This window comes from Mesorhizobium sp. ES1-6 (assembly GCF_020164775.1).
GTDB lineage: Bacteria > Pseudomonadota > Alphaproteobacteria > Rhizobiales > Rhizobiaceae > Mesorhizobium.
The window spans coordinates 692,359-707,904 of the sequence record NZ_JAIUGU010000001.1; the positions used below are offsets into that span (position 1 = coordinate 692,359).

Here is a 15,546-nt window from a genome sequence, read left to right on the forward strand (position 1 = left end):
TGCGACATAGCTGAAATGGCACCGACTCCCTCGATCCCCAAGGCCGCGTTCTGGATGGCGCTGTCGATCGCGTCGTTCTTGGCGATGTCGGTCGCCGGCCGTGCCACGACAGCCGAACTCAACGTCTTCCAGGTGCTGGAACTGCGCTCGGTCATCGGCTTCTTTATCCTCTTGCCGCTGGTGTTTGCGAGCGGCGGGTTCGCGGCGATGCGCACGCAGCGTCCCCTCGCCCATGTCGCCCGCAACGTCATCCACTATACCGGGCAGGCGGCATGGCTTTACGCATTGACCTTGATTCCGCTGGCCGTGCTGATTTCGATCGAATTCACCACACCGATCTGGACGGCTATCCTGGCGGTGACTTTTCTTGGTGAAAGACTGTCCCGGCCAAAGCTTGCCGCGATCGTGCTGGGCCTGATCGGCGTGGTGGTCATCGTTCGGCCCGGCGTGGGCTCGGTCGATTCGGGCCATCTCGTCGTCCTCGGCGCGGCGGTCTGCTTCGGCATCTCGGTGGTCATGGTCAAGTCGCTGACGCGGACGGACAGCGTCGTGCGCATCATCTTTTGGATGCTGATCATCCAGTCGGTGGTCGGCCTCGTTCCAGCCCTTTACGAGTGGCGCAACCCGCCGCTGGACCTGTGGCCGTGGATCGTGCTGATTGCCTTCACCGGCATGTCGTCGCACTTCTGCATGGCCCGCGCGCTTGGCTACGCCGACGCCACCGTCATTTCGCCGATGGATTTCCTGCGCGTGCCGTTGTCGGCGCTGATCGGCTGGCTGCTCTACAGCGAGCAGATCGACGCTTTCACCGCCGGCGGCGCACTGCTCATCCTGATGGGCAACCTGCTCAACCTGCAGCGGAAACCGGCAAGGCCGGCGGAAGTGGCGGCTTCGTAAAACCGCCGCCGATCAGTCGCCTTCGTCGGGTATGTTCAGAACGTGGCCGCATGCCTTGCAGTGCACGGCGTCGGGCTCATGCCGCTGCAACCCGCATTGCGGGCATGGAAAGAACACCTTGGCCGGCCGAAAGATCGCCTGCGCCAGCCTGACGAACAGCGATATGCCGATGATCATGGTGACGATCGCCGTCAGCTTGCCGGCGATGCCCGGCAGCACGATGTCGCCGAAGCCGGTCGTCGTGACCGTCGCGACGGTGAAGTAAAGCGCGTCGATGTAATTTTCCAGGCCGGCGCCGTTGCGAAAAAAGAAGGTGTAGACGAAGCCCGTGATGACGAAGAGAAAAGTCAACAGGTTGATGACCGCGTGGCTTGCCTCGCGCCAGGGCCGCAGGCCGCGCATCTCGAAATGCCGCCAGATCGAACCGCTGCGCGACAGCGACCACAGCCGCAGGATGCGCAGAAAGCCGAGATTGGCGAGCGCCGTCGGCATCAGCAGCGTCAGAAGGATGAAGGCGTCCACCCAGAAGGTCGGCTGCTTCGTCAGGCGCAACATGTCATTCGAGGCCAGCAGCCTGGCGCTGAGATCGGCGGCGACGAGAGCCGCCACGGCATAATCCAGCCACAGAAACGAGGCCGATTGCTGGATGACCGGCGTGGCGATGAAAAAGGCGATAATGGCGAGGTCGATGATGACAGCCACCAGTTGGAACCGGAACGCGGCCGGCGAGCGCCCATGATAGAGCCTGCGCAGTGTGTCGCGCAGCCGCGCCGTTGCGGACAAGCTCTGCGGCGCCTTGCCGCCCGCGCCTTTCATGCGGATTGCAACGGTGCGAGGGGCGACTGCTTTCGCGCGGATTGCCGACTGGCAACCAAGCTGGTCACACCAGTTCCACTTCGACCACGCCCGGGACGGCGCGCATCGCCGAGGCGATCTGCGGAGAGACGCGATAGCCGCCTTGCAAGGCAATCTCGACCTCGCCCTGCGCCTCGTCCTTGATCACGATGATGCTCACCTGGCTTTCACCGCGCTGGGTAAGCTGGGATTGGATGATCGACGCAGGGCCATCGTTCCTGACGAAAATGCGCAGTGCTTTCTGGATGCGGCTTGCTTCGTCTTCCAGCGACTGCACGGAGTTGATGCGCAGATTGACACCCTCGGGCCTGTCCTCCGCCGCGACGGTGATGACAACCGAGCGGCCGGCTTCCAGCAGGTCGCGGTACTGGGCCAATCCTTCTGAAAACAGCACGGCCTCGTACTGGCCGGAGGTGTCGGAAAAGGCCACCACACCCATCTTGTTACCGGTGCGCGTCTTGCGCTCCTGCTTGCTGGTCACGGTGCCGGCAAGCCGGCCGGCGGAAGCGCCGCGCTTGACGGCGGCGGAGAACTCCGCCCAGTTCTGCACCCGCATCTTCTGCAGCGCCGCCTTGTATTCGTCGAGCGGATGCGCCGAGAGATAGAAGCCGACGACCTGGAATTCGCGGTGCAGCCGGTCGGCGGCGAGCCACGGATCGGTCGCCGGCAGATTGAGCGCCTGCGATTGGGCGCCCAGCGAGGCGCCGAAAATATCGGCCTGGCCGGAAACCGCGTTCTGCTGGGCGAGCGACGCCAGCCCCATCATCCGTTCGACGCCAGCCAACATCTGGGCGCGATCATGGCCGAAGCAGTCGAGCGCGCCGGCCATGATCAGGCTTTCGAACACACGCTTGCCGACGATCTTAGGGTCGACCCTCTCGCAGAAATCGGCCAGGCTCTTGAACGGCTTTTCGCCGCGAACGGCGACGATATGCTCCACCGCGGCGTCGCCGACACCCTTGAGGGCAGCCATCGAGTAATAGATGCGGTTCTCGCCGACCTCGAAGGCACGAAAGCTCGTCATCACCGAGGGCGCCAGGACCTCGATGCCGAGGCGCAGCGCATCCTGGCGGAAGTCGGCGAGCTTGTCGGTGTTGCCCATGTCGAGTGTCATCGACGCCGCCAAGAACTCGACCGGATAGTGCGCCTTGAGATAGGCGGTCTGGTAGGACACGACTGCGTAGGCGGCGGCGTGCGACTTGTTGAAACCATAGTCGGCGAACTTGGCCAGCAGGTCGAAAATGAAGTCGGCTTGCGGCTTGGCGACGCCGCGCTCGACCGCGCCAGAGACAAAACGTTCGCGCTGCTTGTCCATCTCGGCGCGGATCTTCTTGCCCATGGCGCGGCGCAGAAGGTCGGCTTCGCCGAGCGAATAGCCGGACAGCTCCTGCGCGATCTGCATCACCTGTTCCTGGTAAACGATGACGCCTTGCGTCTCCTTCACCAGATGGTCGATCTTGGGATGGATCGAGGCCATCTCCTCCTCGCCATGCTTTCTGGCGTTGTAGGTCGGGATGTTTTCCATCGGGCCAGGCCGATAGAGAGCGACCAGCGCGATGATGTCCTCGATGCAGTCTGGCCGCATGCCGATCAGCGCCTTGCGCATGCCGGCACTTTCCACCTGGAACACACCGACGACTTCGCCGCGCGACAGCATCGCGTAGGTCTCGGGATCGTCGAGCGGGATGGTCGCGAGATCGATGTCGATGCCGCGGCGGCGGATCAGCTTGACCGCCGTTTCCAGCACGGTCAGCGTCTTCAGGCCGAGGAAGTCGAACTTCACCAGCCCGGCCTGCTCGACATATTTCATGTTGAACTGGGTGACCGGCATGTCCGAGCGCGGATCGCGGTACATCGGCACCAGTTCCGACAATGGCCGGTCGCCGATGACGATGCCGGCGGCGTGCGTCGAGGCATGGCGGTAGAGGCCTTCCAGCTTCTGCGCCATGTCGAGCAGCGTCTGGACGATCGGCTCCTTCTCCGCCTCTTCGGCAAAGCGCGGCTCGTTGGCGATGGCGTCGGCGAGCTTGACCGGATTGGCCGGGTTCTGCGGCACCATCTTCGACAGCTTGTCGACCTGGCCATAGGGCATCTGCAGCACACGGCCGACGTCGCGCAGCACGGCGCGCGCCTGCAGCGTACCGAAGGTGATGATCTGGCCGACCTGATCGCGGCCGTATTTCTGCTGGACGTAGCGGATCACCTCTTCACGCCGGTCCTGGCAAAAGTCGATGTCGAAATCGGGCATCGACACGCGGTCTGGATTGAGGAAGCGCTCGAACAGCAGCGAGAAGCGCAGCGGATCGATGTCGGTGATGGTGGTGGAATAAGCGACCAGCGAGCCGGCGCCCGAACCGCGCCCGGGCCCGACCGGAATGCCTTGCGCCTTCGCCCATTTGATGAAGTCGGCCACGATCAGGAAGTAGCCGGGGAATTTCATCTTCTCGATGATGCCGAGCTCGAATTCGAGCCGCTCGCGATATTGCTCGACCGTATAGCCCGGTGTCGGCCCGTGCAGGGCAAGCCGGGCATCGAGCCCCTCCCGCGCCTGTCGAGCAAGTTCGGCGGCCTCGGCCTTTTCGGCGGCGTCCTTGTCGGAGGCGTCGCCGCCCGTGAAACGCGGCAGGATCGGGCTGCGGGTTTTCGGATAATAGGAGCAGCGCAGCGCGATCTCGACCGTGTTGTCAATGGCTTCCGGCAGATCGGCGAACAATTTCGCCATGTCGGCCTGGCTGCGCAGGAAATTGTCCGGGGACAGCCGGCGGCGGGTGTCGACGGCGACGACCGAACCCTCGGCGATGGCGATCAGCGCGTCATGCGCCTCGTACTCGTCGCGCGACGAGAAGAAGGCCTCGTTGGTGGCGACAAGCGGCAATTCATGGAAATAGGCAAGATCGATCGAGGATTTCTCGATCATGCGATCATAGCCCGAAACCCGGTCCAGCTCGACATAGAGGCGATCGCCGAACATCGTCTTGAGCGTAAGCAGGCGCGCCTCGGCGAGATCGCGGCGATCTTCCTTCAGGGCAATCCCGATCGGTCCGCGCGGACCGCCGCTGAGGCAAATCAGGCCGTCGCATTGGCCGTCCATCATTTCGGTGGTCAGGTGCACCGCTTCACCGGGTGGTGTCTCGAGATAGACGCGGCTGACCAACCTGACCAGATTGGAATAGCCAGCTTCGGTGGCCGCGATCAGCACGACCGGCCGCATGTCGGGACCTTGCCGACGGCGGTCGCGCTGGCCATCGCTGTTCTCGCCGGAGAAGGCGAGCGCGATCTGGCAGCCGATGATCGGCTGAATGCCGTCCTTCACCGCCTTCTGCGCGAACTCCAGCGCGCCGAACAGATTGTTGGTGTCTGTAACGGCGATGGCCGGCGCTTCGTCCTTAACGGCATGGCCGACGATCTTGCCAAGCTGAAGCGCACCTTCCAACAGCGAATAGGCCGAGTGCACGCGCAGATGGACGAACGGCCGCGCTGGTATCTCAGGCCGCGCCGCGGCAATCGCTGCTTCGCGCTTCAAGGGGTCGCGTGGAAGTCTGTCATCCGCCATGATTTCTCGTGCTGTCCGTAAGACCTGAGTCGATGGAGATGTATTGTCCGGGACCGGGCGATACCAGTCCAGCACAAACGACTGCCGGCCACAGGCTTCCAGCGTGCTTAAGCGAATTCCATGATGACGGCATCGACCGCCAGGCTGTCCCCCGGCTTGGCGTTGAGCTTCGAGACGACAAGGTCGCGCTCGGCGCGCAGCACGTTTTCCATCTTCATCGCCTCGACCACGGCCAAGGTCTCGCCGGCCTTGACCTCCTGGCCTTCCACAACGGCGATCGAGACGACAAGGCCGGGCATCGGGCAGAGCAGCAGTTTCGAGGTGTCCGGCGCCACCTTTTCCGGCATCAGCCTTTCCAACTCGGCGGTACGCGGCAGCATGGCGCGCGCGGTCACCGACATGCCCTTCCAGGCGATGCGCAGGCCGTTGGCGACGGGCCGGATCTGGGCAGCAACCCTGCGCTTGCCGACCGTACCCCGCCAGATGAGGTCGCCAGGCCGCCAGTCTGACGAAACGGTCAGCGCCTTGCCGCCGTCGAGGGACAGGTCGATCTCCATCGGAATGGAAATCATGCCTTCAAGGATCGAAACCGGCAAATAGTCCTCGCCGATCTTGACCACCCAGTCGCGCTTGAGCGCTCCCGAATGCGGCGCCAGCCGTCCGCCCAGCCGGTCCAGCCGGTCGCGGCGCAGCAGTTCGACCGCGGTGGCAATCGAGGCCAGTACGGCCTTTTCCTCGCCATTCGGCGCGACTGGCGCGAAGCCGTCGGGATATTCCTCCGCGATGAAGCCGGTCGATATCGCCCCTTCCCGCCAGCGCGGATGCTGCATCAGCGCCGCCAGGAACGGGATGTTGTGCTCGATGCCGTCGACGGCGAAACTGTCGAGCGCTTCCGACATGGCGTCTATCGCCTCGAGCCGCGTCGGCGCCCAGGTGCACAGCTTGGCGAGCATCGGATCGTAGAACATCGAAATCTCCGAACCTTCGGTGACGCCGGTGTCGTTGCGGATCACGATGTCGCCGAATTGCCCTTCCTCCGGCGGCCGGTAGCGCGTCAGCCGGCCGATCGACGGCAGGAAATTGCGATAGGGATCCTCGGCGTAGAGCCGGCTTTCCACCGCCCAGCCGTTCAGCTTGATATCGGTCTGCTTCAGGCCAAGCTTTTCGCCGGCGGCGACGCGGATCATCTGCTCGACCAGGTCGATGCCGGTGACGAGCTCCGTCACCGGATGTTCGACCTGCAATCGCGTATTCATTTCAAGGAAATAGAAGTTTTTGTCCTTGTCGACAATGAATTCGACCGTGCCGGCGCTCTGGTAGTCGACGGCCCTGGCCAGCGCCACCGACTGTTCGCCCATCGCCTTTCGGGTCTTGGCATCGAGAAACGATGACGGCGCCTCCTCGGCGACCTTCTGGTTGCGGCGCTGGATCGAGCATTCGCGTTCGCCGAGATAGAGCGCGTTGCCATGCGCGTCGGCCAGCACCTGGATTTCGATATGGCGCGGATCGACGACGAATTTTTCGATGAAGACGCGGTCGTCGCCGAACGAGCTTTTTGCCTCCGAGCGTGCCCGGTCGAAGCCGTCGCGCACCTCCGACTGGTCCCAGGCGATGCGCATGCCCTTGCCGCCGCCGCCGGCGGAGGCCTTGATCATCACGGGATAACCGATTTCGCCGGCGATCTTCTCCGCGTGGTCGGCGTCCTCGATGACGCCCAGCCAGCCGGGCACGGTGGAAACCTTGGCGGCGTTGGCGAACTTCTTCGATTCGATTTTGTCGCCCATAGCCTTGATCGCCTTGGGCTTCGGGCCGATGAAGACGATGCCTTCTGCTTCCAGCGCTTCGCAAAAGGCCGCGCGCTCGGACAGGAAGCCGTAGCCGGGATGCACGGCCTGCGCGCCCGTTTCCTTGCAGGCGGCAATGATCTTTTCCGGCACGAGATAGCTTTGCGCGGCGGACGACGGTCCGATATGCACCGCCTCGTCGGCCATCTCGACATGCACCGCATCGCGATCGGCATCGGAATAGACGGCGACCGTGGCGATGCCCATCCTGCGCGCCGTCTTGATGACGCGGCAGGCAATCTCGCCACGGTTGGCGATCAGGATCTTGGTGAACATGCGGGCAGAATTCCCCTCCGGCAGACGATTCAGTTCTATGGACTATGTCGCCATGTCTCAAGTACCGCGGTGGACGACGTGAAAGTCTCCCCTGCCGACGCGCCATGGCGCTCCCTGTCGCTGCTTGTCGAGCGCTGTGCTATCTGCGTCAACAAAGCCGACATTTCGTCTCATCTGAGAGTTGATGAGCAGCCCAAAACCTGAAAACTTGGCCTCAAAAATCGCCTCTGGAGGAATTGCCTGATGAAAACCCGCGCCGCTGTCGCTGTCGCCGCCGGAAAGCCGTTGGAGATCATGGAGGTTGACCTCGATGGCCCGCGCGAGGGCGAGGTGCTGGTCGAGATCAAGGCGTCAGGCATCTGCCACACCGACGAGTTCACCCTGTCGGGCGCCGATCCCGAAGGCCTGTTTCCAGCGATTCTCGGGCATGAAGGCGCCGGCGTGGTGGTCGATGTCGGCAAGGGCGTCACTTCGGTCAAGAAGGGCGACCACGTCATCCCGCTCTATACGCCGGAATGCCGGCAGTGCCCGTCCTGCCTGTCGAGGAAGACAAATCTTTGCACGGCCATCCGCGCCACGCAGGGCCAGGGCCTGATGCCCGACGGCTCCTCGCGTTTCTCGATCGGCAAGGACAAGATCTTTCACTATATGGGCTGTTCGACCTTCTCCAACTTCACCGTGCTGCCCGAGATCGCGGTCGCCAAGGTCAATCCCGACGCGCCCTTCGACAAGATCTGCTACATCGGCTGTGGCGTGACCACAGGCATCGGTGCGGTCATCAACACGGCCAAGGTCGAGCAAGGGGCCACCGCTGTCGTCTTCGGCCTCGGCGGCATCGGCCTCAACGTCATCCAGGGCCTGAAGCTTGCCGGCGCCGACATGATCATCGGTGTGGATCTGAACAATGACAAGAAGGAATGGGGCGAGCGGTTCGGCATGACGCATTTCGTCAATCCGAAGGAGATCGAGGGCGACATCGTCCCGCACCTCGTCAACATGACCAAGCGCGGCGCCGACCAGATCGGCGGCGCCGACTACACATTCGACTGCACCGGCAACACCAAGGTGATGCGCCAGGCGCTTGAAGCCTCGCATCGCGGCTGGGGCAAATCGGTCGTCATCGGCGTCGCCGGCGCCGGCCAGGAGATTTCGACCCGGCCGTTCCAGTTGGTCACCGGACGCAGCTGGATGGGCACCGCCTTCGGCGGCGCGCGCGGCCGCACCGATGTGCCGAAAATCGTCGACTGGTACATGGACGGCAAGATCCAGATCGATCCGATGATCACGCACTTGCTGAAGCTGGAAGACATCAACAAGGGATTCGACCTCATGCATGAGGGCAAGTCGATCCGGAGTGTCGTGGTTTACTGAAGACGGCCACACGCCGCCGGCCATCCGGCCAGCGACCCCTGTGGTAAAACATGGGAGGAAATAACAATGGCGGAGAAACTGCATCCGAAAATCGACAATGGGCTGCCCAGGGAAAGTGCTGGCTTTGCCGGCGGCACGCTGGTCTGCGCCTGCACCAGCAAGCCGGTCAAGGTAAAGGTCAAGGGCCAGATCGCCCACAACCACGCCTGCGGCTGCACCAAATGCTGGAAGCCTGACGGCGCGGTGTTCTCGGTGGTGGCGGTTGCCGGCACCGGCGACGTCACCGTCACCGAGAACGGCGACAAGCTGAAGGTGGTCGATCCCAGCGCACTGATCCAACGTCATGCCTGCACCGGTTGCGGCGTCCACATGCATGGACCGGTCGAGCGCGACCATCCGTTCAAGGGTCTGTCCTTCATCCACCCCGAGCGCTTCGAGGAGGACGGCTGGTCGCCGCCCGGCTTCACCGCCTTTGTCTCGTCGATCATCGAATCGGGTGTCGACCCCAAGCGCATGGATGGCATTCGCGCCCAACTGAAATCGATCGGGCTGGAGCCTTATGACTGCCTCAACCCTGGCCTGATGGACTACATCGCCACCTGGACAGCCAAGAAGTCCGGTGCCTTGCCGGCCTGACAGCTGTAAGAGTTCTGGCAGGGGCCGGATATGTTTCCGGCCCCTGCTCGTTCTGGAGAAACAATGCCCGCACCCGCCATCTACGTCGATGCCGACGCCTGCCCGGTCAAGGCCGAGGTCGAGAAGGTCGCCGAGCGCCATGGCGTCGTGGTCACTTACGTTTCCAATGGCGGCCTGCGCCCTTCGCGCGACCCTATGATCCGCAATGTCGTCGTCTCCAAGAGCGCCGATGCCGCCGACGACTGGATCGTCGAGAACGCCAAATCCAACGACATCGTGGTGACGGCCGACATTCCGCTTGCCGCCCGCACCGTGGCGCTTGGCGCGCATGTGCTGGGGCCGACCGGACGTCCTTTCACGCCCGAGACGATCGGCATGGCGGTGGCGATGCGCGATCTCAAGCAGCATCTGCGCGAGACCGGCGAAAGCAAGGGCTACAATGCCAGCTTCGCGCCGCAGGATCGCTCCCGGTTCCTCGGCGAACTCGACCGCATCTTGCGGCGCGCTCTGAAATCCGCCACACCGGGCTAGCAACAAAGCGCCATCCAGGTGGAGACCGCCATGGTCGCCGAAACCCCGATCAAGAACCCCATGCAGCGCCATATGCTGTTCGCGGTATCGGCGTGTCTCGGGGCGTTTGCGCTGCTCGTGGCGTTGCTGCTGCATGCCCCTCTCGCCTATTCGATCGGCGCCAACGCATTTTTCGCCGCTTACGTCATTCTTGTCGTCAGCCAGATGCCGAAATTCACCGGCAAGTACCTGAGCAAGAATGCACGCGCCACCGATCAGCCGGTTCTGGTCATCTTCGCGGTCACGCTCGTCGTCGTCGGCGTTGCCCTTGTCTCCCTGTTCCTGCTGATCAATCGGAAAGATGGGGATCACCCGATCGAACTCGGCTTTGCGCTGCTGTCGATCCCGCTCGGCTGGTTCACCATTCATGCCATGGCGGCGCTCCACTATGCCCATGTCTACTGGATGGACGGCGACGCGGTCGACGCCGGCACCAAGAAGAAAATCCCGGTCGGCGGCCTGCTGTTCCCTGGCGATAAACGCCCCGAGGGCTGGGATTTCCTTTATTTCTCAACCGTCATCGGCATGACGGCGCAGACCGCCGACACCAACATCTCGACCACGCATATGCGCTGCGTCGTGCTTGTCCATTCGATCCTGTCGTTCTTCTTCAACACCGTCATCGTCGCCGCGGCCGTCAATCTCGCCGTCAGCCTGGGCGGTCCGTAATAAATCCGTGATCGGATGAAACATCGGTTTGGATCGCGACGTATCAGAAGGACAATGAACGCGTGGCCAAGCCTCGAGGCCCGGGAGACGAGACAAGATGGAATCGGTTGCCAGAAGCCAATCCGAAATTGGACCGGGTGTCCCCGCTTCAAAAGAGAAACCATTGATCTACCGGCAGTCGCGATGGACGCGGCTGACGCACTGGCTCTGGGCCATCTCATTGTTTTTCATGCTGCTATCCGGCCTGCAGATTTTCAATGCCCGGCCGCAACTCTACATCGGCAAGCAATCCGGCTTCGGCTACGACAACACCGTTCTCGCCATCGGCGCCGAGAACACCAATGCCGGTCCGCGCGGCTACACCGAAATCCTCGGCCACCGCTTCGACACCACAGGCGTCCTCGGCTGGTCGGGCCCGGCCGGTAACGAGACGGCGCGCGGATTTCCGTCCTGGGCGACGATCCCTTCCTACTATGATCTCGGCACAGCCCGCGTGATCCATTTCTTCTTTGCCTGGATCCTGACCACGACTTTGCTGGTCTGGCTGCTCGCCAGCCTGATCAACGGTCACATCCGCCGCGATCTGGCGCCGCGCCTGGATGATCTCAAACGCTTGCCACAGGACATCGCCAATCACGCCAGGCTCAAATTCCACCACACGCGCGAATACAACACCCTGCAGAAAATGGCCTATGGCGGCGTGCTGTTCGTGCTCTTGCCGCTGATGATCATCACCGGCCTGGCCATGTCGCCGAGCATGGATTCGGTGCTGCCCTTCCTCAACGATCTGCTCGGCGGGCGGCAGACGGCACGCACTATTCATTTCACCGTCATGGTTCTTTTGGTTGCCTTCTTCATCATTCACATCCTGATGATTCTGGCCGCCGGCCCGATCAATGAGCTGCGTTCGATCATCACCGGCTGGTACCGCACCGATCCTCCGGCGCATGACGACAACACATCCGAGAGGAGTGCCTGACATGGCGAAATTTGAGATCAGCCGCCGGAAATTCCTCACCGCCGCCAGCCTCGGCGCTTCAGGCATCATGCTGTCGGGTTGCGACGCCTTCGACAGCCAGCTCAGCATCGGCAGCGGCCTGCGTAGTTTCCTCGAAAACGTCAATGGCCTGACCCACAGGGCGCAAAGGCTGCTCGGCGGCGGCAATTCGCTGGCGCCGGAATTCACCGAAGCTGATATCCGTCAGCCCATGCGGCCGAACGGCGTCACCGCGCCGGATGACGACGCATACAAGGCCCTGCTCGCCAACAACTTCGCCGATTGGCGCCTGGAGGTTTCAGGCCTCGTCGAAAAGCCGCTGTCACTTACCCGCGAGCAGCTGATGAACATGCCGAGCCGCACCCAGATCACCCGCCATGACTGCGTCGAGGGCTGGAGCTGCATCGCCAAATGGACGGGCACGCCGCTGTCCCTGCTGCTCGACCAGGCAATGGTCAAGCCGCAAGCGCGCTATGTCATGTTCCACTGCCTCGACACGATCGACCGCAGCCTGTCGGGCGACGTCAAATATTACGGCACGATCGACCTGATCGATGCCCGCCATCCTCAGACGATCCTAGCCTATGGCCTGAATGGCAAGCCGCTGCCGGTCGAGAATGGCGCGCCGCTGCGCGTCCGTGTCGAGCGCCAGCTCGGCTACAAGATGCCGAAATATCTCTACAAGATCGAACTGGTCGACGGCTTCGCCAATGTCGGCGGCGGCCGTGGCGGCTATTGGGAAGACAATGGCTACGACTGGTATGGCGGGATTTGATGGCCGCCCGTACGAAATGGCCGGCTTCGCGCGCATAGCCGAACTCGTGGAATGGCCAGAAGGCCATTCCAATATCGCGCTCGGTAAAACGGTAGCGGCGGCCGGCGCGGCTTAGGCAACCTTGTCGAGCAGCGGCTTCAGCGCCGGATGGATTTCCGGCGAGGCATGCTTGATCAAGGTCAGCAGTGCACGCTCATTCTCGTACAATGGCCGGTTCACCCCGATATGTTCGACCAGCCATCTGGCTTCGCCGGCATCGACCGTCTCGGCACGGCGGGCCAGCGCCTCGGCGGCCCTGTTCTTGGCCTCCCATTCGGTCTCTATGTCGTCAGGAGAGCGGTAGGCCTCGATGATGCCGGCGAGGCCACCGGAGACCATGCGGCTGAAGAAACCGCCGATTTCCGGATCGGCGCGATCGAGGAAGGTTTCGTGGCGCAGCGCCACCTCGCGGGTGGGCGCCTCGTAACCGGCCGAGCACATGACGAAATTGGCGATCGCCTTGACGAACAGGTCGTTCCAGGACGGGTCGTTGTTGGCTTGGGCCGTCCGTTCGTTGATCCTGAACAGCACCTCGGCCTCGGCCCGGGTGATGGCGATGTTACCATCGCCGCCATGGGCATGGAGGATACGGCGCAGCAGTTCGACTTCCGCCTTGGCGATCAGCCCGGGCACCAGCGCGCCGCCCAGCATCAGCGGCCCCTTGCCGTCGACGACGGCGTGGGCGACCTGCTCCAGCGCGTAGACGCAAAGCCGGCTCGGCGAGGATTTCGCCTCTTCCAGCACATGGACCAGCAATTCCAGCTCGGTCCGGCTGTCGACCATGCCGTCGCGCGAAATCGTGCGGACCAGCCAGTCGGCATTCTCCTGTGAAATGTAGCCTGCCGGCTTTTCCTGGTGAACGATGTAGTCGGTGACCGCCTCGACGAAGAACGGTGCCCACTCCGCGCATTTGTCCCGCGCCGTCTGGTCGAGCGCGAACAAGGCCTCGGCTTCGCCCCGGGTTACCACGCCGTCGGCGAAGACGTCGCGGCGCAGCATCACCACATCCTCCGACGCGATGCGGTTCTTCGACGTCAGCCCCGCCACCGGAGCGCTCATGATCAATTCGCCCATTTTCCGCCCTTCCCGTCTCATCCGGCGCCAGCCCCAAGGCGCAACACCCCGTCACAATATCAGCCGTGTCTTGAAAAACCGGCAAACGGCGTGGTTAGCGAAGACTTGTCGGAACGATGCATGTCGCCCAAAAGTGTGCAGCGGTTTTGGGAGAACGACATGCATCAACAAAGATCTAGAGTGCGAGACGCGCTTAGATGTCGCTGACAGGTGACAAGCCGTCGCGCACGGGCTATGGATGGCGCGTCGAGGACTCAGGTTTTGAGTCCTACCTGTTTGCGGGAGAGAGCAGCGAGAGCTGCCGCCGAAGGGGAAATCGCCCGAAATCTCTCAGGCAAAAGAACCGTGGACGGGAAAGACACTCTGGAAAGTCGGGGCTTGCCCCCGCGCCGAAGGTGTAAGCGCCGCTGACAGAGTTCCGGCTGCGCGAGTCTCTCAGGCTTCAGACAGAGGGGCACGGACTGGTCGCCATCAGCGGCCGATTGCGTGCGACTCTGGAGACGACATGACGGGCGACAACGACAAACACCTTCCCCTCGAAGACATCCATGCGGCCGCCGGTGCGCGCTTCGGCGCCTTTGCCGGCTGGTCGATGCCGCTGACCTATCCGGCCGGCGTCATGAAAGAGCATCTGCACACCCGCGAACATGTGGGCCTGTTCGACATCTCGCATATGAAGCTGTTCGAGGTCAGCGGACCACAGGCGGTGACGCTGTTGAACCGCGCCTGCCCGCTTGACGCCGGCGCGCTCGAAATCTCGCAATCCAAGCTGAGCTTCTTCCTCAACGAGGCCGGCGGCATCCTCGACGACCTGATCGTCACCAGGCTCGGCGAAGAGCGTTTCATGGTGGTCGCCAATGCCGGCAATGCTGTCGCCGATGAAAAGCACCTGCGCGCCTTGGCAACCGATTTCGACGCCGAGGTCGAGCCGCTCGACCGTGTCTTCCTCGCCATTCAGGGACCGGAGGCCTGGGCGGCACTTTCCCGCGCCGGCCTCGAGACCGGTTCGCTGCTGTTCATGCATGGCATCGAACCGCGAAAAAACTGGTTCATGAGCCGCTCCGGTTACACCGGCGAGGACGGTTTCGAGATCGGCCTGCCGGAAGCCGACGCGCGCGACCTTGCCACCAAGCTGCTGGAAGATGAACGCGTGCTCTGGATCGGTCTTGCCGCGCGCGACAGCCTGCGGCTGGAAGCCGGGCTTTGCCTGCACGGCCAGGACATCACGCCGGAGACCGACCCGGCCGCGGCAGCGCTGATGTGGGCGATCCCGAGAGAGATCCGTGCCTCCGGTACCTTCGTCGGCGCCGATGCCTTGCGCACGGTCGTGGAGCGGGGTCCCGCGCAAAAGCGCGTCGGGTTGAAACCCGAGGGCCGCCAGCCGGTACGGGCGGGCGCGGCGCTTTTCGATGCCGACGGCAACCCGGCCGGCCATGTCACCTCGGGCGGCTTCGGCCCGTCCGCCGGCCATCCGGTCGCCATGGGTTATGTCGCCACCCCGCTGGCCAAGCCCGGAACACGCCTTTTCGCCGACGTGCGCGGCACGAAAATACCCATCGATATCAATCCCCTGCCCTTCACACCTCATCGCTACCGCAAAGGATAGACCCCATGGCAAAGATCTATTTCACGTCAGATCATGAATGGCTGAGCGTCGAGGGCGGCATCGCCACCGTCGGCATTACCGACTACGCCCAGGAACAGCTCGGCGATCTCGTCTTCGTCGAACTGCCGGAGGCCGGCCGCAAGCTCGCCAAGGGCGAAACCGCCGTGGTGGTCGAATCCGTCAAGGCGGCCTCGGACGTCTACGCGCCGGTCGACGGCGAGATCACCGAGTCCAACGGCACGCTGTCGTCCGACCCATCGCTGGTCAACTCGGCCGCGACCGGCGCCGGCTGGCTGTGGAAGATGAAGCTCGCCGACGATAGCCAGCTCGCCAGCCTCATGGATGAGGCCGCCTACAAAGCCCATATCGGCTGATATCAGGACG

At 63.1% G+C, this 15,546-nt stretch carries 13 protein-coding genes and 1 riboswitch; of the genes, 9 read left to right on the forward strand and 4 right to left on the reverse strand.

Annotated elements, in window-relative coordinates; genetic code table 11:
* Positions 1-15: 15 nt before the first annotated feature.
* Complete coding sequence (locus LB564_RS03590) at positions 16-897, forward strand: DMT family transporter (RefSeq protein ID WP_224534996.1); 882 nt, start codon at positions 16-18, stop codon at positions 895-897.
* Between the two features lie 12 nt (positions 898-909).
* Here the strand turns inward: LB564_RS03590 and LB564_RS03595 are convergent, their stop codons facing one another.
* From LB564_RS03595 to LB564_RS03605, 3 genes are all read right to left on the reverse strand, one after another.
* Complete coding sequence (locus LB564_RS03595) at positions 910-1,713, reverse strand: potassium channel family protein (RefSeq protein WP_224534998.1); 804 nt, start codon at positions 1,711-1,713, stop codon at positions 910-912.
* A 64-nt stretch (positions 1,714-1,777) separates the two neighbouring features.
* Positions 1,778-5,305: a DNA polymerase III subunit alpha gene (gene dnaE, locus LB564_RS03600; RefSeq protein WP_224535000.1), complete on the reverse strand. Its 3,528-nt coding sequence runs from the start codon at positions 5,303-5,305 to the stop codon at positions 1,778-1,780.
* A gap of 107 nt (positions 5,306-5,412) precedes the next feature.
* Positions 5,413-7,425: an acetyl/propionyl/methylcrotonyl-CoA carboxylase subunit alpha gene (locus LB564_RS03605; protein WP_224535002.1), complete on the reverse strand. Its 2,013-nt coding sequence runs from the start codon at positions 7,423-7,425 to the stop codon at positions 5,413-5,415.
* Positions 7,426-7,668: 243 nt separating this feature from the next.
* On the opposite strand from LB564_RS03605, the gene LB564_RS03610 reads away from it, so the two are divergent.
* From LB564_RS03610 to LB564_RS03635, 6 genes are all read left to right on the forward strand, one after another.
* Entirely contained in the window at positions 7,669-8,796 is a 1,128-nt protein-coding gene (locus tag LB564_RS03610; RefSeq protein WP_224535004.1) for an S-(hydroxymethyl)glutathione dehydrogenase/class III alcohol dehydrogenase, read from the forward strand.
* 66 nt (positions 8,797-8,862) lie between these two features.
* Entirely contained in the window at positions 8,863-9,432 is a 570-nt protein-coding gene (gfa, locus tag LB564_RS03615) for an S-(hydroxymethyl)glutathione synthase (RefSeq protein WP_140701536.1), read from the forward strand.
* A gap of 63 nt (positions 9,433-9,495) precedes the next feature.
* A complete protein-coding gene (locus LB564_RS03620; protein ID WP_140701537.1) occupies positions 9,496-9,963 on the forward strand; it encodes a YaiI/YqxD family protein in 468 nt (155 codons plus the stop codon).
* Positions 9,964-9,993: 30 nt separating this feature from the next.
* On the forward strand, positions 9,994-10,671 hold the full coding sequence (locus LB564_RS03625; RefSeq protein ID WP_224535006.1) for a DUF1345 domain-containing protein: 678 nt from the start codon (positions 9,994-9,996) through the stop codon (positions 10,669-10,671).
* A gap of 97 nt (positions 10,672-10,768) precedes the next feature.
* Positions 10,769-11,650 carry a cytochrome b/b6 domain-containing protein gene (locus tag LB564_RS03630; RefSeq protein WP_224535008.1) on the forward strand — a complete coding sequence of 294 codons (882 nt, stop codon included), beginning with the start codon at positions 10,769-10,771 and terminating at the stop codon, positions 11,648-11,650.
* 1 nt (position 11,651) lies between these two features.
* Positions 11,652-12,443, forward strand: coding sequence for a molybdopterin-binding protein (locus LB564_RS03635; RefSeq protein WP_224535010.1), 792 nt, complete (start codon positions 11,652-11,654; stop codon positions 12,441-12,443).
* 111 nt (positions 12,444-12,554) lie between these two features.
* On the opposite strand, the gene LB564_RS03640 is transcribed toward LB564_RS03635, so the two are convergent.
* Positions 12,555-13,556 carry a hypothetical protein gene (locus tag LB564_RS03640; RefSeq protein WP_224535013.1) on the reverse strand — a complete coding sequence of 334 codons (1,002 nt, stop codon included), beginning with the start codon at positions 13,554-13,556 and terminating at the stop codon, positions 12,555-12,557.
* Between the two features lie 269 nt (positions 13,557-13,825).
* A riboswitch (glycine riboswitch) is annotated at positions 13,826-13,912 on the forward strand.
* A 149-nt stretch (positions 13,913-14,061) separates the two neighbouring features.
* On the opposite strand from LB564_RS03640, the gene gcvT reads away from it, so the two are divergent.
* Complete coding sequence (gcvT, locus tag LB564_RS03645) at positions 14,062-15,162, forward strand: glycine cleavage system aminomethyltransferase GcvT (protein WP_224535014.1); 1,101 nt, start codon at positions 14,062-14,064, stop codon at positions 15,160-15,162.
* Between the two features lie 5 nt (positions 15,163-15,167).
* Positions 15,168-15,536 carry a glycine cleavage system protein GcvH gene (gene gcvH, locus LB564_RS03650; protein WP_140701544.1) on the forward strand — a complete coding sequence of 123 codons (369 nt, stop codon included), beginning with the start codon at positions 15,168-15,170 and terminating at the stop codon, positions 15,534-15,536.
* Positions 15,537-15,546: the final 10 nt, after the last annotated feature.